The organism is Bacillus sp. FSL K6-3176, from assembly GCF_038003325.1.
GTDB lineage: Bacteria > Bacillota > Bacilli > Bacillales > Bacillaceae > Bacillus > Bacillus altitudinis.
On the sequence record NZ_JBBOOX010000001.1, the window covers coordinates 2792190 to 2815630 of the forward strand.

26 protein-coding genes and 1 tRNA gene are annotated in these 23441 nt (G+C 41.1%); 4 read left to right on the plus strand and 23 right to left on the minus strand.

What is annotated here, in order from left to right; translation table 11 throughout:
* The first annotated feature begins 5 nt into the window (after positions 1-5).
* Positions 6-1139: a putative lipid II flippase FtsW gene (gene ftsW, locus MHB38_RS14590; RefSeq protein WP_445661577.1), complete on the plus strand. Its 1134-nt coding sequence runs from the start codon at positions 6-8 to the stop codon at positions 1137-1139.
* Between the two features lie 31 nt (positions 1140-1170).
* Here the strand turns inward: ftsW and MHB38_RS14595 are convergent, their stop codons facing one another.
* Together MHB38_RS14595 and MHB38_RS14600 are read right to left on the minus strand one after the other, a co-directional pair.
* Positions 1171-2718, minus strand: a complete 1548-nt coding sequence (locus tag MHB38_RS14595) for a flotillin family protein (RefSeq protein WP_008344044.1) — start codon at positions 2716-2718, stop codon at positions 1171-1173.
* 11 nt (positions 2719-2729) lie between these two features.
* The gene (locus MHB38_RS14600) at positions 2730-3260 is read right to left on the minus strand and encodes a hypothetical protein (RefSeq protein ID WP_056702380.1); all 531 of its coding nucleotides are present in this window, start codon (positions 3258-3260) and stop codon (positions 2730-2732) included.
* 205 nt (positions 3261-3465) lie between these two features.
* Here MHB38_RS14600 and MHB38_RS14605 point away from each other — a divergent pair, with 205 nt between their 5' ends.
* Positions 3466-3945: a DinB family protein gene (locus MHB38_RS14605; RefSeq protein WP_048002154.1), complete on the plus strand. Its 480-nt coding sequence runs from the start codon at positions 3466-3468 to the stop codon at positions 3943-3945.
* Between the two features lie 40 nt (positions 3946-3985).
* Here the strand turns inward: MHB38_RS14605 and MHB38_RS14610 are convergent, their stop codons facing one another.
* Both MHB38_RS14610 and betB read right to left on the minus strand, forming a co-directional pair.
* Complete coding sequence (locus MHB38_RS14610; protein WP_008344050.1) at positions 3986-5194, minus strand: iron-containing alcohol dehydrogenase; 1209 nt, start codon at positions 5192-5194, stop codon at positions 3986-3988.
* A gap of 27 nt (positions 5195-5221) precedes the next feature.
* Positions 5222-6691: a betaine-aldehyde dehydrogenase gene (gene betB, locus MHB38_RS14615; RefSeq protein ID WP_008344052.1), complete on the minus strand. Its 1470-nt coding sequence runs from the start codon at positions 6689-6691 to the stop codon at positions 5222-5224.
* 206 nt (positions 6692-6897) lie between these two features.
* Between betB and cudC the strand changes: the two genes are divergently transcribed.
* Together cudC and MHB38_RS14625 are read left to right on the plus strand one after the other, a co-directional pair.
* Complete coding sequence (gene cudC / locus MHB38_RS14620; RefSeq protein WP_060832585.1) at positions 6898-7455, plus strand: choline uptake/conversion transcriptional regulator CudC; 558 nt, start codon at positions 6898-6900, stop codon at positions 7453-7455.
* A gap of 72 nt (positions 7456-7527) precedes the next feature.
* Positions 7528-7600 (plus strand) — tRNA-Ala (locus MHB38_RS14625).
* 59 nt (positions 7601-7659) lie between these two features.
* Here the strand turns inward: MHB38_RS14625 and MHB38_RS14630 are convergent.
* The 19 genes from MHB38_RS14630 to MHB38_RS14720 all read right to left on the minus strand — a co-directional run bounded on the left by MHB38_RS14630 (position 7660) and on the right by MHB38_RS14720 (position 23440).
* Positions 7660-8106: a hypothetical protein gene (locus MHB38_RS14630; RefSeq protein ID WP_017359003.1), complete on the minus strand. Its 447-nt coding sequence runs from the start codon at positions 8104-8106 to the stop codon at positions 7660-7662.
* A 102-nt stretch (positions 8107-8208) separates the two neighbouring features.
* Positions 8209-9027, minus strand: a complete 819-nt coding sequence (locus tag MHB38_RS14635; RefSeq protein WP_341003798.1) for a peptidoglycan recognition protein family protein — start codon at positions 9025-9027, stop codon at positions 8209-8211.
* 19 nt (positions 9028-9046) lie between these two features.
* On the minus strand, positions 9047-9310 hold the full coding sequence (locus tag MHB38_RS14640; protein WP_019743388.1) for a phage holin: 264 nt from the start codon (positions 9308-9310) through the stop codon (positions 9047-9049).
* 12 nt (positions 9311-9322) lie between these two features.
* On the minus strand, positions 9323-9535 hold the full coding sequence (locus tag MHB38_RS14645; protein WP_017367922.1) for a BhlA/UviB family holin-like peptide: 213 nt from the start codon (positions 9533-9535) through the stop codon (positions 9323-9325).
* Between the two features lie 36 nt (positions 9536-9571).
* A complete protein-coding gene (locus MHB38_RS14650; protein WP_079920608.1) occupies positions 9572-9712 on the minus strand; it encodes an XkdX family protein in 141 nt (46 codons plus the stop codon).
* The gene (locus tag MHB38_RS14655; RefSeq protein WP_041507667.1) at positions 9712-10032 is read right to left on the minus strand and encodes a hypothetical protein; all 321 of its coding nucleotides are present in this window, start codon (positions 10030-10032) and stop codon (positions 9712-9714) included. Before MHB38_RS14655 ends, MHB38_RS14650 begins: the two co-directional genes overlap by 1 nt.
* A 13-nt stretch (positions 10033-10045) precedes the next feature.
* Entirely contained in the window at positions 10046-11362 is a 1317-nt protein-coding gene (locus tag MHB38_RS14660; protein WP_341003803.1) for a hypothetical protein, read from the minus strand.
* 488 nt (positions 11363-11850) lie between these two features.
* A complete protein-coding gene (locus MHB38_RS14665; RefSeq protein WP_057079160.1) occupies positions 11851-13056 on the minus strand; it encodes a hypothetical protein in 1206 nt (401 codons plus the stop codon).
* 209 nt (positions 13057-13265) lie between these two features.
* On the minus strand, positions 13266-13442 hold the full coding sequence (locus MHB38_RS14670) for an XkdX family protein (RefSeq protein ID WP_135226203.1): 177 nt from the start codon (positions 13440-13442) through the stop codon (positions 13266-13268).
* On the minus strand, positions 13439-13768 hold the full coding sequence (locus tag MHB38_RS14675; protein WP_047946741.1) for an XkdW family protein: 330 nt from the start codon (positions 13766-13768) through the stop codon (positions 13439-13441). Before MHB38_RS14675 ends, MHB38_RS14670 begins: the two co-directional genes overlap by 4 nt.
* Before the next feature lie 10 nt (positions 13769-13778).
* Positions 13779-14651, minus strand: a complete 873-nt coding sequence (locus MHB38_RS14680) for a hypothetical protein (protein WP_135226204.1) — start codon at positions 14649-14651, stop codon at positions 13779-13781.
* A 15-nt stretch (positions 14652-14666) separates the two neighbouring features.
* Positions 14667-15050, minus strand: a complete 384-nt coding sequence (locus MHB38_RS14685) for a phage tail-collar fiber domain-containing protein (protein ID WP_017359000.1) — start codon at positions 15048-15050, stop codon at positions 14667-14669.
* A gap of 11 nt (positions 15051-15061) precedes the next feature.
* A complete protein-coding gene (locus MHB38_RS14690) occupies positions 15062-15985 on the minus strand; it encodes a YmfQ family protein (protein WP_202734265.1) in 924 nt (307 codons plus the stop codon).
* Complete coding sequence (locus MHB38_RS14695) at positions 15972-17018, minus strand: baseplate J/gp47 family protein (protein WP_057079155.1); 1047 nt, start codon at positions 17016-17018, stop codon at positions 15972-15974. The genes MHB38_RS14690 and MHB38_RS14695 overlap by 14 nt, the downstream gene beginning before the upstream one ends.
* Positions 17011-17433 carry a DUF2634 domain-containing protein gene (locus MHB38_RS14700; RefSeq protein WP_008344087.1) on the minus strand — a complete coding sequence of 141 codons (423 nt, stop codon included), beginning with the start codon at positions 17431-17433 and terminating at the stop codon, positions 17011-17013. The genes MHB38_RS14695 and MHB38_RS14700 overlap by 8 nt, the downstream gene beginning before the upstream one ends.
* Before the next feature lie 14 nt (positions 17434-17447).
* A complete protein-coding gene (locus MHB38_RS14705) occupies positions 17448-17714 on the minus strand; it encodes a DUF2577 family protein (protein WP_017358996.1) in 267 nt (88 codons plus the stop codon).
* Positions 17711-18721, minus strand: coding sequence for an XkdQ/YqbQ family protein (locus MHB38_RS14710; RefSeq protein ID WP_135226206.1), 1011 nt, complete (start codon positions 18719-18721; stop codon positions 17711-17713). Before MHB38_RS14710 ends, MHB38_RS14705 begins: the two co-directional genes overlap by 4 nt.
* Before the next feature lie 11 nt (positions 18722-18732).
* Positions 18733-19401, minus strand: coding sequence for a LysM peptidoglycan-binding domain-containing protein (locus MHB38_RS14715; RefSeq protein WP_008344093.1), 669 nt, complete (start codon positions 19399-19401; stop codon positions 18733-18735).
* On the minus strand, positions 19394-23440 hold the full coding sequence (locus MHB38_RS14720) for a transglycosylase SLT domain-containing protein (protein WP_445661581.1): 4047 nt from the start codon (positions 23438-23440) through the stop codon (positions 19394-19396). Before MHB38_RS14720 ends, MHB38_RS14715 begins: the two co-directional genes overlap by 8 nt.
* Position 23441: the final 1 nt, after the last annotated feature.

Here is a 23441-nt window from a genome sequence, read left to right on the forward strand (position 1 = left end):
AGGTGATGTCATTAATTCTTTCTCACCTAAAAAAAATCGACCACATTCTTGCTGGGACAATTGTTTGTCTTTGTTTCTTTGGATTACTGATGGTGTACAGTGCGAGTTATCCTTTAGGCGAAATAAAATATGGACAGGGCAGCTACTTCTTCATGAAACAGTGGCAATGGCTTTTGATTGGGTTCTTCTTTTTCATCGCTGCGGCCCTGGTTCCATATCAAGCTTACCGTAAATGGATTCGGTGGCTTGTGATGCTGTCACTGCTATGTCTTCTCCTTGTCCTGCTTCCTGGAATCGGTGTTGTCAAAAACAATTCACAACGATGGATTCAATTGGGCTCTCTGATCATCCAGCCCTCTGAGGCTGTGAAATTAGTGATGATCATCTATTTTGCCTATGTATATGCAAGGAAACAAGCGTACATTACATCCTTTAAAAAAGGAGTACTGCCTCCACTTCTTCTTTTGAGTCTAGCTTTTTTATTGATTTTAAAACAGCCAGACTTAGGTACAGCAGTTTCTATTTTATTGAGCTGCGGTATCGTCTTATTATGTGCTGGACTTAAAACACGCCACCTCATTCTACTAGGTTCGACGGCTGCGGCAGGGATCACTTTTTTTGCTGTGACCGCTCCTTATCGTTTGAAACGGATCACTTCTTTTCGTGATCCTTTCATGTATGAAGATGGAGATGGTTATCAGCTGATCCATTCTTATCTCGCCATGGATTCAGGAGGACTGACCGGGAATGGTTTAGGCGGAAGCATACAAAAACTAGGATTTCTTCCTGAAGCCCATACAGATTTTATTATGGCCATCATTAGTGAAGAGCTGGGAATCATGGGGCTGTTGTTTGTGATGGGTGCCTACCTACTCATCATGTATCGCGCCTATCGAATCGTTCAAGGTTTACAAGATCCATTTGGAAAGCTATTAACGATCGGGCTTACTTTTCAAATTATGATTCAAGCAGCCTTTAATCTAGGAGCTGTCTTTGGGCTTCTCCCCATTACAGGCATTCCTCTTCCCTTTATTAGCTACGGCGGATCTTCATTGGTGTTCATGATGATATCTGCAGGCATTCTTGTGAATCTCTCTTCATCTATCAAAAGACACCGGCATGTGCCCCAAGTAAAATAGACACCCTCTATCAGAAGGTGTCTTTTGATTTTTATTCTTCTATTTGACGATCAGCGATTTCTTTTTTTCTTGGCTGTTTGATTTCATTCGTCAGTTCTTGGATGCTTTGTTTCACATTGCCTTTGCCAGAGAAATTCTCAATAATTTCTTTGACATCAATTCCAGAGGAAGCTTTCAGACTTTCTTGAAGACTGGACATAAGGTTTGTCGCATAGCCGGTCACTTTGTTGGCGCCGCTGCCTTCCCCGTTTCCACCTGTATCAACAACTGTAATTTTATCAATGTTAGAAAGTGGAGCAGATACTTGTTTCGCATATTCAGGTAGCATTTTCACAATCATATCAAGAATCGCCGCTTGGCCATACTGTTCGAATGCTTCTGCAATTTTCTCTTTCGCTTCTGCTTCCGCAAGTCCTTTCAACCTAATGACTTCTGCTTCTGTTTCCCCTTTTGCACGATCGGCTTCCGCTTTGGCAAGCCCGTCAATCCGAACTTTCTCTGCTTCTGCTTTTGCCATTGCTTCAATGCTGTATTTCTTCGCATCTGCTTCTGCAAGACGCTTCGCTTTTTCCGCCGCAGCCGACTGCTCAACAGCATAACGGTCCGCATCTGCTTTCTTTTTCACTTCAGAATCGTATTGACGCTCACGACGCTGGATCTCTTTTTCTTCTAATTCAATTTGCTTCTGACGTTCAATGATTTTGACTTGCATTTCTTGTTCAGTTACGTGCTGACGATTACGAGCTGTTTCAAGATCGTACGCTTGGTCAGCGCTTGCTTTTGCTGTATCTTGTTCACGTCTGAATTCTGCTCTTTTCAGCTCATTGATTTTTTCTGCTTCAGCGATTTCAGTGGCACGCTCAAGCTCAGATTTCTTCGCATCTTTATCTGCTTCTGCACGTTTGATACGTGTTTCTTTATCTGCTTCTGCTGTCGCAATATCTGCATCGCGTTTCACTTGAGCAATTCTAGGTTTACCTAGTGATTCTAAATAGCCATTTTTATCACGGACATCTTTGATTGTAAACGATACAATGACAAGACCCATTTTCGCTAGATCTTGAGAAGCGACACGCTGTACTTCTTGAGAAAATTTCTCTCTGTTTTTATAAATCTCTTCGACTGTCATTGACCCTAAAATGGAGCGAAGGTGTCCTTCTAGTACTTCTCTTGCTTCATTTTCACGATCTTCTTTTGTTTTCCCTAAAAACTGCTCTGCCGCAGTGGCGATTTCTTCAATTGATCCGCCAATTTTAATGATGGCCGTTCCATCCGCCATGACCGGTACACCCTGTTCAGTATAGACTTCAGGCGTTGAAACATCTAGCTTGCTAGATAGTAAGCTGAGCGGCTCTGCTTGTTGAAAAACAGGGAGTACAAAGGTACCTCCACCTCTTACAATCTTAATCTTGTTTCCACCTTCATCCACGTGGACATTTTTACTTCCGAGGTAACTTCCTGTGACGATTAATGCTTCATCTGGACCAGCAGTCCGGTATTTCGAAACAAATACACCAATAAGTGCAATGAGAATCACAAGCACAATTCCAATAATAATTAATATGGTTGTTCCTGGCATAGCATTCCCTCCTAGATTTCTTCATTTGGTATAACAGATAACACGCCTTTGTTCACTTCGACGACCAGCACCCGGGTTCCATATGGAATCTCCTCTTCGTCGAAACTGACGGCAGGCTTTGAGATTTTCCCGCTGTTACTAATTAACAGCACTTCTCCAAACCCATCTTTTGGTACAGATACAATGATCTCCCCAGTTCTTCCTTTTAGGTCGGCCTCCGTATATGAAAGAGATTCTTCAGCAGAGGAAAGCGGGACTAAGACAAATACATTTAAACAAGTAACGAGAACCACTGCGAGAATGGTAGATAATACTGCGCCAAGTCCACTTCCTACAATTGCTGTTTTTTCAGAGATAAATCCTCCAGCCGAGAAAAAGGTAAGAAATGCGAGGATCAATGTTGGTTGAAGGAACGGGACAGGAATCGCTTCAAACAATCCATCAAATACATCGCCAAAAAAGACGAAAACAAGCGTCAGGATTCCTGATACCATCAATATGTATAAGTACAGCGTCTGAAGAGGCAGCCCAAACACATCCATCTTCCTCACCCTTTCTTTATGAAATGAGCAGCCTTTCATTCATTTAGACCATGCTCACATCCAAGTGTATTCCTTCTAACAGGTAATACGAACCACTTTTGTAAAGGTTTCAAATTTCCTCACAATTCTTCAAAGGAATTCAACGATAGCTCAAGAATGATTGTCATGTACCAGTATGTTAAAATTTGATCTTGAGGTGATGAAAATGAGTTTATTACATGATGCAAGACAAGAATTGTGGCAAGAGCTGCAAGGTTTGAACGAAGAACAATTGAATCAAAAATTATCTGATGATACTTGGAGTATTCAAGAGGTGGCAGATCATTTAAAGAAAATGGACCTAATTTCAGCAAAACATCTAGCTGCCGAGGGGAAAAAAGCACCGATTAAAGAATATGAGCCAAAGCCGGTGGAAATGGCAGAGGATCGTTCAAAAAAAGCCACTGCGCCTAGTATTGTTGAGCCAGAGCGCAAGCATGTGACACCTACACATTTAAAAGATGAGCTTGATACAGCTCGTGAGAAATTAAATCAAATTTTATCAACGTTTACAGAGGAAGATTTCAAACGCGTGATTGCACATCCTGTGTTTGAAGAACTTTCATTAAAGCAATACCTTGATTTTATCGGCGCACATGAAAAGCGCCATATTCATCAAATTAAAGAAATTAAAGAACAGCTATAAGATGTAAAAAAGACTCCCTTTTGGGAGCCTTTTTTCATTGTTACACTGTTTTAGGTGTTAAATCAAAGCAGCGAGCGTAAATCCAGTTGTATGCTTTTTCGTTGAGGTCTCTTGGGTTTCCAACTGTTTGCGGATCTTTCATTGCTTCTTTAGATAAACGGTCGATCATATCTTTTGGTACACCTTGTTCTTCTAATGAAGGAACTTCTAGGTCTTCCACTAAATCATACATCCAATTCACTGCTGCTTTTGCAGCTTCCTCTGTTGTCATTCTGCTTGTATCAATTCCGAATGCTTGCGCAATTCGAGCGAACTTCTCTGGGTACCCTTTCCAGTTATATTCCATGACAGGTCCCATCATTGCCGCTACACATTGGCCATGTGCGACAGGAATAATACCCCCAAGCGTTTGACTCATCGCATGGGCTGCACCAGCTGATTCACTTCCATAGGAAAGTCCTGCAAGCATCGCAGCTTGTGCCATTCCATATCTTGCTTCTAAATCCTCTCCATCAGCAAAGGCACGGCGAATATAATGAGCAGCATATTCAATGGCCATGAGCGCTACCGCATCTGTAATTGGCTGAGCAAACTTCATCGTATAGCATTCGATCGCGTGCGCAAGCGCATCGATACCCGTCATAGCCGTCACATGCGGCGGCATAGATACATGAAGCTCAGGGTCAATCACTGTTAGGTGAGCTGCAATGAGTGGGCCACCTGTGTTGAATTTGAATTCCCTTTCTTCGTCAGTAATCACTGCCCACTGCGTGACCTCTGAACCTGTACCAGCCGTTGTCGGAATTGTGGTTAACGGAGGGATTCTATTTTCAAGCGGTTTTTTCCCCTCAGCCGCTTCGTAATCAAGAACTGATCCTTCATGAGTCGCTTCCACACCAATAGCCTTCGCTGTATCCATTGAGCTTCCGCCGCCTACTGCGACTAAACCATTACAGCCTTCTTTTTCATATAACGCAGATCCTTCATTCACTAAACGGACTGGCGGGTTTGGTTCTACTTTATTAAATAGAACCACATCAACTTGCGCTTCTTTTAATGAAGCAATCACTGGATCCACAACACCCGCTTGATAAATACCAGGATCTGTGACAAGCAATACCTTTGAAACGCCGTATGCTTTCACTTCTTCCCCAACATGTTTCACTGCCCCAATGCCATGCTTGATGACAGTCGGAATTTCAAACGTATGGAATTTTTGCATGCTTTCAATTTTCATATTTAAAGTCATATAGAATCTCCTCCAGATAAGTGATATTTATTTAAACCAATGAACCGCTTCTGGTTTTGTATTTCGATATAAATGTTTTAGTTCCGTATATTCTTCAAGGCCCGTACGTCCTAATTCACGTCCAAGACCTGATTGTTTATACCCGCCCCACGGTGCTTGGGCAAAATAAGGATGGAAGTCGTTGATCCATACCGTGCCTAATCTTAATTGACGAGCCACTCGTTCGGCTTTGCCGATATCAGAAGACCACACCGCTCCTGCTAAACCATAAATCGTGTCATTTGCCAGCTCGATGACTTCTTCCTCTGATCGGAAGGATTCGACAGTGAGGACTGGTCCAAACACTTCTTCCTGTACAATTCGCATGTCTGATGTACAGCCTGAGAAAATCGTCGGCAAGTAGAAGAACCCTTTTTGAAGCTCCTCTGCTTCAGGTCGTTTCCCACCTGTTTCTAATGTTGCGCCTTCGTCTAAACCGATGCTGACGTATTTTTCTACTTTTTCTCGATGCTCAGCTGAGATGAGCGGTCCGCTCTGGGTTCCTTCATCAAAGCCGTTGCCTAGCTTGATTTTTTTCGTACGCTTCACCAGTTCTTCTAAAAATTCATCATGAATAGATTCTTCCACTAACAAGCGTGAACCTGCTGAACACACTTGCCCTGCATGGAAAAACACAGCATTCATTGCCTGGTCAACCGCTACGTCTAAATCAGCATCTTGAAAGACGATATTCGGGTTTTTCCCGCCGAGCTCAAGGGCGATTTTCTTCACATTCCCGCTGGCTCCCTGCATGATTTTCTTACCTGTTTCAATACCGCCTGTGAATGAAATTAAATCGACTTGGTCATTGACAGCCAGCTCATCTCCAACAGTTGCTCCAGGTCCAAGTACTAAGTTGGCAACGCCTGCTGGAACACCCGCTTCTTCCATAAGTTTGAAAACTTTGATCGTGGTTAATGGTGTAATTTCACTTGGCTTTAGTACGATTGTATTTCCAGCTGCAAGTGCAGGAGCGATTTTCCAGCTCGCTTGAAGCAATGGATAGTTCCAAGGAGTGATTTGACCGCATACACCGACAGGTTCTCGGACTAATTCACTTTTTGAGTTTGGAATAGGCGATGCAATGATTTCCCCGCCATCCTTATCAGCAAGCCCCGCATAATATTGGAACACGTTCGCAATATCGTCCATATCCGCTTTGCTTTCTTCTAATGTTTTGCCGGTATCAAGTGATTCTAATTTGGCTAATTCATCTAGGTCTCGCCTAATCAATTCAGCAATTTTAAACACAATATTTCCTCTTTCAAGTCCAGGCATGTTTGCCCAATCACCTTGATCGAAGGTTTTTCTCGCTGCCTTAATGGCTAACTGCGCGTCATTTCTTGATCCTTCACTGACTGTCGCGATCACTTCTTGATTAAATGGATTGATGATATCTCTTGTGTCGCCACTCTTAGCGCCAACCCATTGTCCATCGATAAATAGTGTTTGACTCATAGAAGGAACCTCCTCTGATTCTCTTTGGTAAGTTTGTTAAATAAAAATTTAACGTTCTGAACATAATTAACTTAACATGTTCAAATTTTTCTGTCAAAGGGGGATATGCTTCTTTTATTTTGACATTTTGCATTCTTTCGTTAACATATAGTCCATAAAGATTTTTTTGAACGTATTGAATTCACTTAATAGAAAGCAGGGACAAGATGAAAAAGCAGGAACAGCCACAAGCAGAAGAACGCATTTTAGCTGCTAAAGATCTCGTCATTGATTCCATCGCTGAAACAATGGATCTCTATGGCATTACTAGAAGTGCGGGTATTCTATATGGGACGATGTATTTAAATGAGGAAATGACGCTGGATGAAATGCGTGAAGAGCTGCAAATGAGTAAGCCTAGTATGAGTACGGGTGTGAAAAAACTGCAAGACATGAATATTGTCAAAAAGACCTTTCACCGTGGCCGAAGAAAACACAGCTTTGTTGCTGAGAAAGACTTTTTTAAGTTTTTCATGAACTTCTTCCCGCAAAAATGGGAACGAGAGGTCGAGGTTAATCTAGCAGCGATTGAAGAAGCGCAAGAACGCCTTCAAGGTGTAGCTCGTGATGATCAGGCGGAGGAACATGAAAGAGAGGAAGCGAAACAGCTCATTGAACAGCTTGAAAGCTCAAAAGCCTACTACGACTGGCTTAGACGATTAGCCCACTCGGTTCATTCGGGAGACATCTTTGACTATATTCCGATTGATCAGAAAGAAAAATAGCCGGGGTGTTTGTGTTTTACAGCTTGAATTTTACAGGAGGATTGATTATAATAAGTTATGTCGTAACACATCGGGGCATTAGCTCAGCTGGGAGAGCGCTACGCTGGCAGCGTAGAGGTCAGCGGTTCGATCCCGCTATGCTCCATTATCAAAAGCCTATCCAATGATGGATAGGCTTTTTCATTTGATTTTACTCATAAAAGCTTATTTGTCTGGTTCTTGAATTTGATAACCAAAGACTCCTTTTATCTCAACATCCCCACAGCCTTCTTTTTTGGTCAGTTTAATACCATGGGGTCTATAAATGTAGCGCCCACTTGATAAAATTCGGTCTGTTGCACTTAGATCATATTGGTTACCTGTATACTCTTTGACTGATGACGGAAAATCCGTTCCTGATAAGGATGTTCTGTAGAGTGTCACCTCTAAAGTACAACCCTCTGCATTTAGTATAGAAAATTGGTAGCCATAAGTAGATGGATATTGTTCAGGATTATTTTGACCTCCTGGTACCCACAGATCTTTTTCCTGTTCCGTCATGATGAAATCAACTTCTACTTCTCGATAAATGGTCTTAGCTGCAACCTTTTCCATATTAAAATGGAACATGACAATGAAACAAAGAGACATCATTACACATATCCGCTTCATACAACCCCTCCATTCATTTTTACCATTATACAACAAATAACGCCAAAAATGGTTTTATTTTACTTTATTATAATAGATAAGGGTTGATTCATTCCATATGTGTTAACTTTCTATGACCTTACTTAATGTTTTTTTGGTCTTTGGACCATAAATGCCATCTGGGGTTAACCCATGCATCATTTGAAATCGAGACACTGCATTCGCAGTCTTGGGTCCGTAGTACCCATCGATTCCATTATTGATCGCTCCCTTATCAGGATAAAAATAAATCGATGCTAAGGCTTGTTGTACAGCTTTTACAGCTGACCCTTTTGTAAGAGGCTTCGTCACTTTTAAAATACCTGCAGGCAAACTGTATGTTTTTTTGACCTTGTTGGTTTTAGATGTTGATCTCGTTGATATGGTTTTGATAGATGTTTCTTTCACAGGTTTAGCTGTTGTCATTTGACTTGATGCTGATGCAATACCCGCCTTGAAGCCATCCCAACGATTTAACAGCTTACGCGGACACTCTTTCCCGCTCCAATGCTTATGCGGCACCACGTTTGATAAAGGAATTCCTAAATCCCCCATCAGTTTTCGAATGAGCCATTGGGCGTTTTTAACGGCTTGTTCAAAGTTACCGCCTGCATTTTCACAAATTTCAATTCCAATTGATTTCATATTGCCGGTTCCCCTGCCATCTCCTGCGTGCCAGCCATTTTCGTTTAAAGGTAAATGCTGATAAATGACCTGATCATCGACCGTGTAGTGCCAGCTAACCCCGGTACTTGCCCGAGCAACAAATGCTGCATGATTTGCCGCATCAGCCCCCCGTCCAGTGTTCGATGTATTATGCACCGTAATATAGAGCGGCTTCATCCTGTTTTCTGGTCTGTTGCGATTCTGTTTTGGGATGAGTGCTTGAATGATCTTCACCATATTGTTTCTCCTTTAAGAATTATTTTGTTAACCCTCTTTGTTTCAGGGCATCTTTTTGCAATTGACCTTTATAGGTCACATAATTATTTTTAAACCAAGCGATCACGGCAGTGACCATAGTGAAAATTGTGGAACCTGCCACATATAGTGCCTCTCCTGCGGTTTGCACTTGCTCCTCGCTAATCGGCAGCACCGTTTGTCCAAACATGACAAGCGTTTGGTTGATAAGCGCAATAAAAAGAAGCACTGTGCGAATCACAGTGCCTTTGTCGAATGTTTTCATGATGTTTTCCTCCTATTTTAAATTCCGTTCAATTTTATCGAGCTTGTCGATCACGACGTCATACTTCTCACTAAACTTTGCTAACACATCATTTTGCGCCTCGATTTGCTCATTGAGTTTGTTTTCCCGTTCTTTTGTAGTGTTGAGAACATAAAACAGAATCCAGCAAAAAAGAACGGCGAATGGGCCTTGTGTCATTAAGTTTTGAACGACATCTACTTCCATTTGAATCACCTTCTTTCCGGCAAAAAAATAAAGCCATTAGGCTTTGTACATTTCTCCAGTTATATTTTGATAGTCTTCTGCCGAGATCCAGCCAATGCTTACATAAAATGCAATGTCCTCTGGGCCGTAACACTGCCAGTCCCAGAATTGTTTGATATCCGCTACAGTTGGAAACATCAATCTGAAGCACCTACTTTTTGCATAGCTAATAGCTGCGTTAATTGTTTTGATAACAAAGCATTTTGTTTCTTTAAAAGTTCTATATCACTTGGCGGGAGAGGGGCTGGTTTTAAGCTGTCTATATACTCTTGGGTCGCTGATTCATACCATTGTTGTTTTTTTACATCAAATGCAGCCTTATAAAAAGAAGGATTATTGGGTGGTGCAATTGTTGTGCATTGCTCTGGAATAATATAATTTCCTTCATCATCCCTTTCGAACACTTCGATAGGTCTGATCAATTCATTTTGCTGATTGTATTCATAAGCTTGTATCATTTGTATCACTTCCTTAATTTAATGGAACAACCATGTCTAAATAGTAGCCAGTTACTGCACTGTTATTCACTGCATGTAAACCAGTTAGTTTTAGCTCTCCTGTATTATAGATATATAATTTACTATGACCCGTTGTACCTGATACCGGAACTGATACTACTATTCCTTTATCTGGTAAACGATCAGCTGGAATCCATCCAAAAATAACTTCTCTATTTGCTTTTAGGTGGCCTCTCAGCAATAATAAATTTCCCCATTTCACATATTCAACTGGTCTATCCCCTATAGAAGAGCTTTTGTCTAAGGTTACATTTAGCCACTTAACATTTTCAAAATCAGCATCAGTCACTAGTTTTTTCCACCCTTTAAAAACACCATCAGTATGGACTGTTCCGAACCAATGAGTGTTGTCGTAACTTCTGCAGACATGAATGGTCTTTCTACCATTTACAGTTTCTAAGATATCGATATTAAACCAAGAAGAATCATTATCGACAGGCATATTTACAATATTAGATCCTACAGCAAAGTAAAAGCCCGATGGCAGCGTTAAAATATCAGTTCCTATTGACATTGAAAGTCTTAATCCCTTTGAATTTAATAGGTTATGGTCATTGAGACGTTTCCAACCGCTCCACTCTTGTTGTGTACCCGTTACATCAGTTGTTGAACGGTTAATATAGACATCTCCTGTATTGTTTGCACCGATGACCCATCCATAGGTATTTTCACTAAAAACAGACAAAGCCCTCATTGAACTTCTTGTCGGAAGATCTGGATGTGCTTCATGAATGTACCATGAATGAACTCCCGGCAATTTTATCAGCTTATCTAAAATACTAGGATCATCTGCATTAATTCTTTCAAAAGCTTTTCCATCGTCAGCAGTAATTTTAGACAATTGTCCTGCATTCCATTTGTTTTTTTCATTTTGAGTCGGCATTTGCATCCAGTTGATTCCGATGTCATTCACATGATAGGAAAAACAAAATGAGTTGCCTGATGTATCAATTGCAATTCCTACGCCAATATTATTTTGACCTACAAACTGAAAGCCTCTTAGTGCAGCATTGCCTATAGCTGGGGAATCGACTACTCCAGAACCACCTGGCGCATAAAATGAGCAAGCCCCTAGCGCTTTAATTCCCTCATAGATACTGCCACCAGCAGGAATATTGATCAATTGGGACCCGTTATCATTTGTCAGTTTATATAGCTGAGATTCGTTCCATTTTTTCTTTTCTGAACCAGATACGTGAGGAATTGGATCTCTCGTATGAAGGTTGAATTGTTCTAGTAGTTCCTGATCATTTTCAATTAAAATTTTCACTAAATCGTTAAAGAGATCTGCATGAGCTTTATCGCTCGTCTTAAAAGGTTGAGGTGTTTTTATGATCTTATTCTCCTTCCAAAAAACATTACGAATTAGGTGATGTTATGATAAAAATCAGTTATTTCACTTCGTTCTTAGATTTGGAACCAAACGTGATGAATTCATTAGGATTCAAGTCATTAGAACAATATTAAGTACATATTTTTTAAATATCCTGATTTTTATAATATTAATTTGTCACGTCTGCCCTTACCTATGATTAACGCCACTCCAATAAAGTGGATCGATTGCATGGGTCTATTCCCTTCCTTTATTCCTGCAATTTGACCCAATAATTTTAACAACATGTATTGTGCATTGAGTTTCTGTTCTCGTTCCTTTGTTGTATTGAACACATAAAATAGAATCTAGTAAAAGTGAACGTCATTAAGTTTTGAACGACAGCTTCCACCGATTTGCACACACACTTTATTTTTCAAATAATCCTACCTTAGCTGTGACAAAGTAACATAAGCCCTATTTACTGTAATAGTTCTTCCAGTGTTTTTGGGTGTAATATAAAATGTTAACTTATCCCCCGCTTTAAACTTTTGTTGAAGGTACAATACACATATACTTGATGAGATAACAGGATTCCAATTACCTAATCGTTGAAATTCTGTACCATTCACATAACATGACAAAATGCTATCTGATCCAACAGGAATGTTATTGCTATTAAGATAAAGCCTAATTAAATACAGACCATTATTTTTCAGTGTAATTTCAGCTCGCGAACGATTATACTCTCCTAAATCGTCTGATCTTGTATCACCAAAATTCAGTTTTGTTGGAACATTTTCAACGGCTGATACAGAAGAATTATCGAGATCATACGTATCAACAAAAGAAGTATTATCCATATCCTCCTTTGTTAAAACACGTTTCCAGCCTTGCCACCCCAAATTTAAATCAAGATAATTTGTATACATGTAATTGTTATAATCTATTGCTATGACCCATCCAAATGTACCTTTTCCATTACTATCTTGAGAAGTAAAATGATACATACCACGACATGATCTTGTAGTTGGGCTGTTTAATGCTTTACCTGTGGCATAAAATGTACCATGCTTCGGGCCTAAAGAAACAACCTTTTCAAGTAAATCTTCACCATCTGAAACAGATAGAATCACCCCTCCATTATCTGAAGTAATCTTAGACAATTGCCCATCATTCCATTTATTTCTTTCAGCATTTGACGGGAGCTTTGTCCAGTTAATAGTAGTATCTGCAGCATTATAGTAAAAACTATAAGCATTACCAGCAATATCTACAGCAAAGCCAGTACCAATGTTATCTTGGCCTACTGTCTGTAATCCTCTCAATGAAAGATTTGATGGGGAATCTTCGACTCCAGAAGCTGCATAAAAAGTACACGTTCCTTTTCCTTTTATCATATCAAAAATCCTAGCATCAGCTCGCACATTAATTAAATGACTTCCATTATCCGCTGTAATTTTATAGCCCTGAGAATCGTTCCATTTTTTCTTTTCTGCTTCAGATGCATGTGGATTTATATCTATCATATGTTGATTGATTGACTCTAATAGACCCACATCATTGTCAAGAAAAGCCTCAACCATGTCATTAAATAGATCAGCATGGGCTTTATCAGTTGTTTTAAAAGTGCGTGGTGTCTTAATCTCCATGATCATTCTCCTTTCAAATCTATTATCACTATACGCTTCCTTCCACTATATAATGTTATCTAATCACTCTGTGAATCATCACATTTCTGCTTTTTTGTATTAGCTGCTGTATTCTCGCATCATTTGTATGTTTTAAGAACTGCTCTAATATCGTTCTCAAGTAGTGCTTTGAACATGTCATTGAAAAATCAGGTATGGTCCTTTTATTTCTATTCAGTTTTCACTCTTAATGCTTGTTTTATTTCTTGCAACTGCTCTAAAGTGAGCATCCTTTGCTCATATCCTGCATTTAGATCTTCCATCGAACAATCACCTAATTCAACTGCTTCTTTAACTAATTCAGGTGTCACCCATTGGAAATATAATGCCATAACCCAATAATTCATGTTTCACTCTCTCCTTTAATGAAAAGGATCTCATTTTTTAGCACCTTTAGTTCATTTGTTAGAAGATCACATTGGTGTTCAAGCTGTTTTCTCACTAGCTTTTCTTTGGCTACTTCTTGTGCTAGATAATCTAGTGGAAGAGGTGGTTCATACCTCGGGTTGGCTTGGGATTCCTCCCACCATTTTTTCAACTCTTCTACCGTTGGCTTTGGCACATCTAGATGCCACTCGTTTAAATACGAACCATCGCCATCATTTCTTAGTTCAAAATCTTTTTGCGGGTCCGCATCGGGGTATTTATACTTAATGGCTTCATATAAAATCATCTGAATCCTCCTACACTCTCGGGAAATTGCGGCCGCCTAATTCCGTAATATCGAAATAGTTGTACCAACCTGAATTATCAGATATATAACGATCAGAATTTCCCGCATAGCCTATATACATGTAAATTTCAACGTAATCTCCTTTATTAGCTGGAACATTCGCAGCCCCATATAAACCTATATCAAGTTTTGCCGTTTCAGAGGGTGTGGCAGGGAGATGTCTATAATGAGATATATTTTTATAATTTTTACCATTTAAAAAAATAGACAGCTCAAAATTTGCATACATTTGAACCGTCTCAATATAGACTCCAGCGTTTACTAGATACATTCCGTTTTCCGGACAAATAAAACGACTATTTTTTATATCAAAATTATTGTGACTATCTTTGATTTTTCGATTAAAAAGGATTTTTTGTCGCTCAGCATTATTAAGCAACTGCTTACCAGTTGTACCAATGTTCGTATGAAGAAAACCAGAGATTTTGTGCCACTCTGTCCACCCTGAGGCTATATACCATTGTCTAAACCAAATACCAGTACTAGTAAAATAACTAGTTGTTTCATTACCGTTGCCATAATAATATTGTATAAAACGATACTCATTCATTTTTTCGTTCTTCACAAAACCTAATTTTGTAGGATATCCGGTATCATTCGCTATAGCCATCAACGTAATCCCATTTGGATATTGCTCACCGCTGACTGATGCATCTTGAATGGCTTGATCGCCTTTTAAAATGAACAAGCTTTCATTTGTGATTCCTTCTATTTGTCTACTGAGCGCATTGTCATTCTCCACAAGTGTATCGACCATCCGGTTAAATAAGTTGGCATGGGCTTTGTCAGAGGTTTCAAACGGTAAAGGTGATTTTATGTCCACTTCTTTTCCCCTCCATTAATAAATATCATCAATCTCAAAAACAAATTCGATGTCGCCGTCTTTTTGTTTGTCTGTCATGGTGCGGATGGCGGTGAATTTGCCGGCTTCGTCGACAAGGGCTAGTTCATTGATGACTTCGCCTGCTAGTTCTCCTTCAGCGATGGTGCAGGTGTAGCGGATTTTTGCCGGTTCCATGAAGGTAAACGAGTCAATATTTTTTTGAATCAGTTCTTTTTTGAGTGCTTGTTCGGTTCCGTCAAGAGAGATCGGTTTTCCATCCTTTGTTCCTCCATTTCCGAACGCCATTTTGACGACTTTTGTGAGTTTTGTTCCTTCTGCTCGTGCCTTTGCCATTTGTTGACGTGCATATAGTGTGGTTACGGTTAATTGATCAGCCATTGTGATCCTCCTTATAGATCTATTTTTTTAGAAGTTGCTGCCAGCATTTTTGATCCATCAAGTGGAACGGATCCATCGAGAATCCAGTAATGCTCCTTGATCAGTAAACTGCCGCCTTGTTCATTTTGAACATGTACTGGTAAGCGGAACGTCATCCTCTTTTTCGCGTGATGTGAAAGCTGGTTCTTTGCGCGCAAAGTCAGCGTAGCTGCTTGCTTCGTTTCATACGATGCTCCAGTCATGACATAATTCAGACGATATGCTGTTTCTTTCTCTTGTTGAAGCGGCATTCTCATCTTTAATGAATGCCGAAAACGAGCTGGGACCTCCGTAGTACCTCGTATCCCGCTAAGATAGAACGTTCCATTTAATACGAATTCACCATTGAGTAAAATTGGAATATGATCGAAAAAGCCCACTCTGCTTCGCAGTGTGAGCCGCTGGTGATGATCATTTGTTTCATGAACATCTGTATGATGAATGGCGGTGAACGTATACGCCAAATGTGCTGGCTTTAACGTTTCGAGTATTTCGACGATATATCTTGTGTTTTGCAGGTCATCTAGGTTGACACGCAATGCAAAATGATAACGGTTGACTGTAAGACGGATGATCGCACTTGGATTTTTAAGAAATCGATTCACAGATTTCTCTAATGAAAGATACGTAATTGGTGGAATGTTCGACATCATATTGAGTAATCGTGCCCTGCGCAGCTCAATCGAATCATCTGACTCTCGCTGCACCTTGAGCATTCTCTCCCACCAATTCAATCCCCACGTCGCTGTTAAAGGGAAGAACTGATCCGTTACATCAAAAATGGATTCATCCAATTGTTCAAACTCTGGCGCCTCCGTTTTTAGTAAATGATCCACATCATAAATCTCTGTGAAATAAGGCGGCAAGTAGTTTTTCATTTCATCAAGTTTGCTCAATAACCTTCACCTGCCTCAGACGTGGTATCTCAATGTCCTGTAATACTAAGTTTTTTGACTCCCCATTCAATAAGACGTTTGCATAATCGGACACACTCTCTGAATGGTACAAAATATCATTTAAAGCGGACATTCGAATCGTACTTTTTTCAAATGCGATTGATTTTAACAGTGCTTTGACCTTTTCTTCTATTTCTTTTTGCGCACCCTCAAGTGTCCAGTCCATCTGAAGTTCGACGGACACTTCTACGTCAATATCCAGCCACTTGGCGCTTTCCACAGTTGCTTTTGAGCCAATAGGAGCTTGCCCTTCTCCTTCTCCCGGTACAGGATCGATATACTCCTGGACCCTTTTGACAAGAAGCTCAGATGCTACATCTAGATTGCCATCTGTGATGACAATTTTGACCGTTCCCTCTCCATTCCATAGCGGGAACACTTTCGCTCTGCCGACACCAACCACTTCCTCGGCCCACTTTTTGTAATGTGCTCTGTTGGCACTGACAGCCTCTCGCCTTGCGCGTATTAAATACCGATCGTATAATGACGCATCATCTTCTTCCTCTTGCCCTGGTATCACCAATTCCTTCATGATCATCGACTCTAGACCTGGAATGGTATCAAGCGATAGCAGCGGCTGACCTGTTAATTGCCCATTGCCGGCTGTACCTGTTGTCTCGCATTCTAGTGTACCGTCCTTTGAAAATTGAAAATAAACATCTTCAATAAAGAATCTTGATCCTGCTGGAATGTTTACGTTCTCTGGTTGAATGGTTACGGACCACACCGCTGTGGTGGCTGGCTTTCGCTCAATCCCCACTTCTGCTGCTCGTCGATCTAAAAATTCCCCCTGTGCTGTATCAGCAAAGACAAGCTCAAATACTTGATCAAGCCAAATATACGACTGAGCGAGTTCAGCAGCAGCAGGTGCCAAGGCATTCCAAATGACGCTATTTTCTCTTTTGTCTATATCATCTGGTAGCCTGTCCAGCATTCTTTCCATCAACGCCTCATACGTTTGCTCCTCAAACATCTCCCTCCATCACCTCCTCTATTTCTAATGTGCCTTCATCTGTGACAATGGTTAGTTTGACTTGAAAGGCATCATTTTGCTTCGTGACCTCTATCTCTTCAATATGATCAATCCGCTCATCAACGACCAATGCTTCTTCAAGCAATCTTGGAATCTCCATTTCTTTGTATTCATCAGTTGCTTCAGTATCAGTCAATAGCTCCTGAATTTCAGTGCCAATATCGTGACTGTAAATGGGATGTGCATAGCGCTCTGTTCGCAATGTCATATAAATAAATTGACGGATCGATTCAATGCCTGTAATGGCTTCATTTGTCAGCCTGCCATTTTCAAAATCTATGCGATACGTCGTCGAGGTTTCTACCTCTTCATCTTCCTCTGTTTCCTCGATTTCTTCCTCTGGTGAAAGTGCCACGTTCATCACCTCCCTTACAATTTGTCGATGATGTAAAAGGACTGCCCTCCTGCCATTGCAAGTACCATAATGCTGTCTCCCCTTTTCAACTCATCATCCTCACCCTTATTTAAGCGTTTAGGCCAAATAAGCAGTTCTTCCGGAATGATCAGCTTACTGTTTTCATTTAATCGGATGTGAAGAGGCGAAGCCATTGTGACCTCTCCAATCACCAGATCAATTGGAGAAGCTGCATCTACTGCATTGACAGCGAGTCGTTTAATTGCTTCACTTAATCTCATGCTTGATCACCCTTTGGCATGGAATTTTTCTCAACGACGTCAATTGTCATGGTGTGCTTCACTCCATTGAATTCATGCTTGTCTTGATCGATCCAGTAGGTTTTTTTGATGTTGATTTCAGGGATTTTCAAATAGATTGGCAGACCGCTTTGCAGTTCAGGGATTCCGAGTGCTTGTATGCTTTTCACTTCTTGTTTGACGCCTTTTTTCTCAGCTAGGCGTACTTTCGCTCTTTTTTGAAGCTGCGGCTGGTTGATTTGACCTGTGACCGTCTCCACATGCTGTAAAATGCCGTACTGACTCTGACCCGCTTTATCCTGTTCGATCACCACAATATCTGATTTGCTACCTTTTTTCTTATTCTTCCCCTGTTCGTCTACAGACGTGCGCATCTTCACACGTGTTGCTGTCTCTTCAATGGAGGTGCTGTACTGATAACCGATGAGGTTGACGCCTGATTCAATGACCCACACGTCCTCTGGATCGGGCCAAGCTCTCAGCCCCATCTTGCCTTTAGCAGAATAAATTTGATAATTTCTACCGGTTTGCCGCTTCGTTTCCTTCAATGCTTTTAAAATGATGTCATATAAACTCGTGTCATTTTTAAAAACGAGAGACTTCATGATATGTCCTGTATTTGCGATGGATGTCATAGGAATTTGAAAGTCTGCCCCGATCCGCCTCAAAATTTGATCTGCCCGTTGATTTGAAAAAACATATACATCTTGGTTTTTCACTAAATATTGGAGCATATCGTATGCGGTAAAGGTCAGCTTTCCTTCAACAGGCGTCCTAGAAAACACGATGCCTCTGAACAGCTCTTTTCCTTTCCATTTAAAAAGAACCGTGTCTCCTTCTGAGACACGGTAATATGTTTGACTGCCTTGCTTTGTGATAATATTCGCCTGAATAGAGCGAGGGGCCTGATACCTTTGCCCCTGAAGTGTCACACTCTCTGTGACAAGCTCATACATCGTGCCGCTTCTGATGGCAAAAAGCTCAATCAATGTCAGCCCCCCTATTGTGGTATTTTCAATTTTTGCCCTGGAAAAATCCAATATCCCGGCTGTTTAATATTGAGTTTACTTCGTTTGATCATCGCTGCTTTATTGGCATTCCAAATACGCCGCCATTTTGTACTATCGCCATAAAAACGGCCTGAAATGGCCCACAGAGTATCTCCCTTTTTGACAGTGTACAATTTTGGTGGTGTTTTTGAGGGTCTTTTCTTTTTGGTTTGTTTTGCTTTTTTCTTTCGTTTGATTTTCCTAGGCGATGCGGTTTTATATTCCTTTAACTCGATCGTAAATTCACGATCCCCTATGTCATAAGACCCTTCCTTGTGTGTGAAGCTCTCAATGCTGCACGTCATATTGATTTTAGTCCCTGTCACAATCAGTCGCACAGACTTCTTTGAACGCATCATTCGTTCAATTTTCGCTATTGCATTCTCTGGTGATGGAATGCTTTTATATTCAGCAATTGGCGAATATTTCTTAGGAAATAATGAGGTGAATGATACTTGTTTAGCCGATGGTACATCAATAAAAGTCAGTTCCCCAAAGGAGGAGACCTTCACTGTTTCATTTTGTACATTATTTGTGATCTCAAGTTCGGATGGAAGCACAGGGAATCGCAACTTCTCCTTGCCTTGGGAAATCCACAATTGATACACTGATTTACCCATCGATCACGACCCCTTTCGTTCCTGTCTGAAGCTCTACTTCCAATTCGTCTACAAGCATTTGTCTAATTTTTTCGACAAGCGATTGCTGATCCTGTCCATTATGGAAATGCTGATCACCATTGAACTGGATGGTGATTTGTTTATTGCCTGACGTTGTTGCATTCCCAGCTGGCTGTGCTGAGGTGACTTGCTGCATCTGTGATTCTGGTAAAGGAGCAGATGCATTTGATGGATCATAGACTTGCATCCCAAGTGCCTTTGCTGCCTGCGTCAATAAATATCTCCCGCGAATGCCTCTTTCTTCTGGAATAATCCACTCGCGTTTGTTTCCTTCACCGACTCTAGCTACCTGCTCCTGAGTAATCAATCCGCCATTGGCGTAGCCTTTATAAGGACCGCCTCTTCTCATACTCCGTAATCCAGGTGTATTGAAGACTGTTCCATATCTGCCCTTAATGTAGTTAATAGCTGCTACGGCATTATGAATTGGGTTCCAAATATCATTCATGCCCTTGCCTTTATTAGAATGAAAGGTCGGCCCAATGGTTTGCATTAACCCTTTAGAAGGCGTTCCCTTCTTGGCGTTGGAATCCCACAAGTTGATGGCTTTCGGGTTACCATTTGATTCGTGCTGAGCGATTGTCATAAGACCTGGAAGCCAGCTCATCGATGTGCCAGTCGCCATCAGAGCTGCCATGAGCCATTGCTGAACACTAAGACCTGAAGCACCCATACCGCTGAACGCTCCGATTAATGAACCCGCTTGATTTTCAGCAAACTTTTTCACATCAACTGAATCGAGCCCTTTGACGACACCAATCGATGCGAATTTCCCTAGACTCATCATGACACGCGAAGGAGAATGAATGTCTAGTTCTTCTCTAAACGCCTGTTCCACTTTCTTCGCCATTTCTTTGGCAGCTTGTGTGACTTCACTTGCTTTTGAACGCATGCCGCTATTGAAGGCATCGATCATTCCTGAACCCCATCCTGGTGATTCTTGTTTGGCTTGCAGGAATGGTTGTTTGACGTGTTGGTCTACGTATTGGCTTGTGCCAATTGATGTGGCATTTTGACCTGTTGCAAAGCCACTAACAGTTCCAGAACCCCAAGTTGGTGATGCTGTCATCACTTGTTGGTATTGTGCTTTTACACGACTTTGCAAAAAGCTATCAGTTCCTGTTGGTGTCATTTGCTGGCCAGTAGCAAATGCCGATACCGTTTGTTGTCCGTACTTTCCTGAATCTGATGTCATTTGATTAAATGGCTGCTGAATGTTTTTTTGCTTCCATTGATCAATTGAAACCACCTTTTGATTCAGCCCTTGTTCAAAATCATGATTAAATTGCTCACCTATGCTGGCAGATTGGATGTTTCCATTCATTGAAACCGTTCCACCAATTGAACCGGCAGAAGCAGTTGGAGCTGCTGGAGCATTTGGCGTAATTGGAGCTGGAGAGCTAGAAACTGGACTTGCTGCTCCGCTGCTGCTTGGCACAACAGACATTCCAAGATGAGAAGCAGCTTGTGCAAGCAACATCTTCCCACGGCCCCGGTTATTTTGAGTTGGAATGACAAATTCGTTACCCGCTTCACCAATCCATGATAAGGTAGGCTGGGTGATATAGCCGCCTGTGGCTTTTTTATCAGGATCTCCAAATAAATGTTTTACTACAAAATTAATGCCATCGCCCGCTTTGTCAAAAATCTTTTTAACCCAGTTAAATGCTTTAGAAAAACCATCACTTATGGCACCTGCCACTTTTACGATCGGTGTCTGAATATTATCTTTAAACCATTTAGATAATCCATCCCATATATCTGTCACCACTTTATACGCTTCTTCAAACTTCTTCCCAATGCTATCTTTGATGGTTCCAACCGTTTCTACAAGCGGATTCCATACATTGTTCATAAACCAAGAGGATACTGCTCCAAAAATTGATTGAATGGTTTTCCACGCATTTGATAATGCTGTCCAAATCCCCGTAGCGACTGTGACAACTGTGCTACTTAGCGGTGTCCACACATTCTCAATAAACCAGCCTGCTACTGCACTGAATGTTTCTTGTATCCACGTCCAGGCATTGACTAGACTTGACCAGATCGTGGTTGCTACCGTAACGACTGTGTCGCTTAGCGGTGTCCAAACGTTTTCAATAAACCAGCCCGCAACTGCACTGAATGTTTCTTGTATCCATGTCCAGGCATTGACTAGATTTGACCAGATCGTGGTTGCTACCGTAATAACTGTATCGCTTAACGGTGTCCACACATTTTCGATAAACCAGCCCGCAACTGCACTGAATGTTTCTTGTATCCATGTCCATGCATTGACTAGACTTGACCAGATTGTGGTTGCTACTGTGCCAACCGTGCTGCTTAATGGTGTCCACACATTTTCGATAAACCAGTCCGCAACTGTAGACCACACTTCAACAATTTGATCTTTGATTTCAATGGCTTTTTGGCCAATCTTCTCAAATCCACCGCCATCAAACCATTTTCCAATTGTTTCACCGATAGATTCTCCACCCATACTTCCAGCGATGCCGCCTACTAGGCCGCCGATGGCTGTACCTACCCCTGGAACTACACTGCCAATAGCAGCACCTGCTGCAGCACCTGCCATTCCACCGGCGATTCCTCCTCCAGTCGCACCGATCTTTTCACCAGCATTCTCTTTTTTCATACCAATTAGATTTGTTGCACTAAGTACACTGCCTAGAATAGGTACTTTCTTTAATAATTTACCGCTCCCTTTACCGATATTTTTCAACGCATCCCCTAATTTACTTGGAGGTCTTCTATTCATTTCGGTTCTTGTTGTGGCATTTGGATTTCTAGGTTGTCTTGGTGATTGACCATTTCTATTTTTAGTTTTAGTAGATCCTCCCCTGCTTAAACCTCTTGCACAACAGGGACAACAACTATTGCGAAACAAACCTTTACCACCTCGCGGCTTAGATTTCTTATTGGGAGCTGAATTTGATGGTGTGGATGTTGGCGCTGTTGTTGGTGCCGTTGTTGGCGCTGTTGTTGGCGCTGTTGTTGGCGCTGTTGTTGGCGCTGTTGTTGGCGCTGTTGTTGGCGCTGGAGTGCTACTTCCATTCGATTGATCACCTGCACCAAAGAGACGATCTAATACATTGGTCACCAATTCATCTAGTTTTTTTTCAGGATTAAATTTAATCTTCTCTTTTATTCTTCCGATCACATCTTGCTTGTACTCTTCCATTTTATTTTCAACCCAAGGAAGTGCCTTTTCGTCCCAAAACTTTCTAGGACTTAATTTTTCTTTCACCTTGTCTGCAACATCACCTGCATATTTTTGAATTTCATTTAACCCTTTATTAGCAAGGCTCTGGAGCCAATCCTGTTTAGGTTCATCCGTTTTAACTGGCGGACTAACAGCCTCAGGTTCTTTTTTTATGTTTTGTTCTTTCACAACTGACTCTGCCTGATCTCGTTTTTTCAACTTACTCTTTGCATTGTCTTGAACAGATACTCTGATTTCGTGTTTAGCCATTGTCAAGCTTTTGAGTGTCTTTTTGATTCGTTGAATGGCAGTGGTGGCTTGGTCAACCATGTTTAATCTCATATAGTACGTTCTGTTCATGAGCTGAAGGATTGATTTTTTGATTGATGACATTTTTCCTGACAACTGATCATTCAGTTTGAACGTCAACAGGATTGGACTTGTTCCGGATTGTTTCAATCGATCTATACTGGATTTAATGACATCTAGTCCTTTTGCTTGAATCGATATGACCATCTGTTTCGGTATCATGTTCAGCTGGTTTGCTAATGATCTGAGATCACGATAGATCCCCTGATCTAGCTTCATGGACAATACAGAAAACCTTCTCATCGATAAATTGAATTTCCTTAGCTTCTTTTCATCCATTTCCAGGCTTATTTTCATCGGTTTTCTAAATGGTTTGAGCTGCTTCTCAAACGTTTGAAATCGTTTTTGAATGCGCAACAGCTTCTTTGATACTTTGTCTTCTAATTCAAATCGTGCAGTGAGCTTCGCCAGT

What these genes read in the sequence shown, in the direction of transcription:
- ftsW (WP_445661577.1), top strand. Translation starts at nt 6, where the DNA reads ATGTCATTAATTCTTTCTCACCTAAAAAAAATCGACCACATTCTTGCT.
- MHB38_RS14595 (WP_008344044.1), bottom strand. Translation starts at nt 2,718, where the DNA reads ATGCCAGGAACAACCATATTAATTATTATTGGAATTGTGCTTGTGATT.
- MHB38_RS14600 (WP_056702380.1), bottom strand. Translation starts at nt 3,260, where the DNA reads ATGGATGTGTTTGGGCTGCCTCTTCAGACGCTGTACTTATACATATTG.
- MHB38_RS14605 (WP_048002154.1), top strand. Translation starts at nt 3,466, where the DNA reads ATGAGTTTATTACATGATGCAAGACAAGAATTGTGGCAAGAGCTGCAA.
- MHB38_RS14610 (WP_008344050.1), bottom strand. Translation starts at nt 5,194, where the DNA reads ATGACTTTAAATATGAAAATTGAAAGCATGCAAAAATTCCATACGTTT.
- betB (WP_008344052.1), bottom strand. Translation starts at nt 6,691, where the DNA reads ATGAGTCAAACACTATTTATCGATGGACAATGGGTTGGCGCTAAGAGT.
- cudC (WP_060832585.1), top strand. Translation starts at nt 6,898, where the DNA reads ATGAAAAAGCAGGAACAGCCACAAGCAGAAGAACGCATTTTAGCTGCT.
- MHB38_RS14630 (WP_017359003.1), bottom strand. Translation starts at nt 8,106, where the DNA reads ATGAAGCGGATATGTGTAATGATGTCTCTTTGTTTCATTGTCATGTTC.
- MHB38_RS14635 (WP_341003798.1), bottom strand. Translation starts at nt 9,027, where the DNA reads ATGGTGAAGATCATTCAAGCACTCATCCCAAAACAGAATCGCAACAGA.
- MHB38_RS14640 (WP_019743388.1), bottom strand. Translation starts at nt 9,310, where the DNA reads ATGAAAACATTCGACAAAGGCACTGTGATTCGCACAGTGCTTCTTTTT.
- MHB38_RS14645 (WP_017367922.1), bottom strand. Translation starts at nt 9,535, where the DNA reads ATGGAAGTAGATGTCGTTCAAAACTTAATGACACAAGGCCCATTCGCC.
- MHB38_RS14650 (WP_079920608.1), bottom strand. Translation starts at nt 9,712, where the DNA reads ATGTTTCCAACTGTAGCGGATATCAAACAATTCTGGGACTGGCAGTGT.
- MHB38_RS14655 (WP_041507667.1), bottom strand. Translation starts at nt 10,032, where the DNA reads ATGATACAAGCTTATGAATACAATCAGCAAAATGAATTGATCAGACCT.
- MHB38_RS14665 (WP_057079160.1), bottom strand. Translation starts at nt 13,056, where the DNA reads ATGGAGATTAAGACACCACGCACTTTTAAAACAACTGATAAAGCCCAT.
- MHB38_RS14670 (WP_135226203.1), bottom strand. Translation starts at nt 13,442, where the DNA reads ATGAATTATTGGGTTATGGCATTATATTTCCAATGGGTGACACCTGAA.
- MHB38_RS14675 (WP_047946741.1), bottom strand. Translation starts at nt 13,768, where the DNA reads ATGATTTTATATGAAGCCATTAAGTATAAATACCCCGATGCGGACCCG.
- MHB38_RS14685 (WP_017359000.1), bottom strand. Translation starts at nt 15,050, where the DNA reads ATGGCTGATCAATTAACCGTAACCACACTATATGCACGTCAACAAATG.
- MHB38_RS14695 (WP_057079155.1), bottom strand. Translation starts at nt 17,018, where the DNA reads ATGTTTGAGGAGCAAACGTATGAGGCGTTGATGGAAAGAATGCTGGAC.
- MHB38_RS14705 (WP_017358996.1), bottom strand. Translation starts at nt 17,714, where the DNA reads ATGAGATTAAGTGAAGCAATTAAACGACTCGCTGTCAATGCAGTAGAT.
- MHB38_RS14715 (WP_008344093.1), bottom strand. Translation starts at nt 19,401, where the DNA reads ATGGGTAAATCAGTGTATCAATTGTGGATTTCCCAAGGCAAGGAGAAG.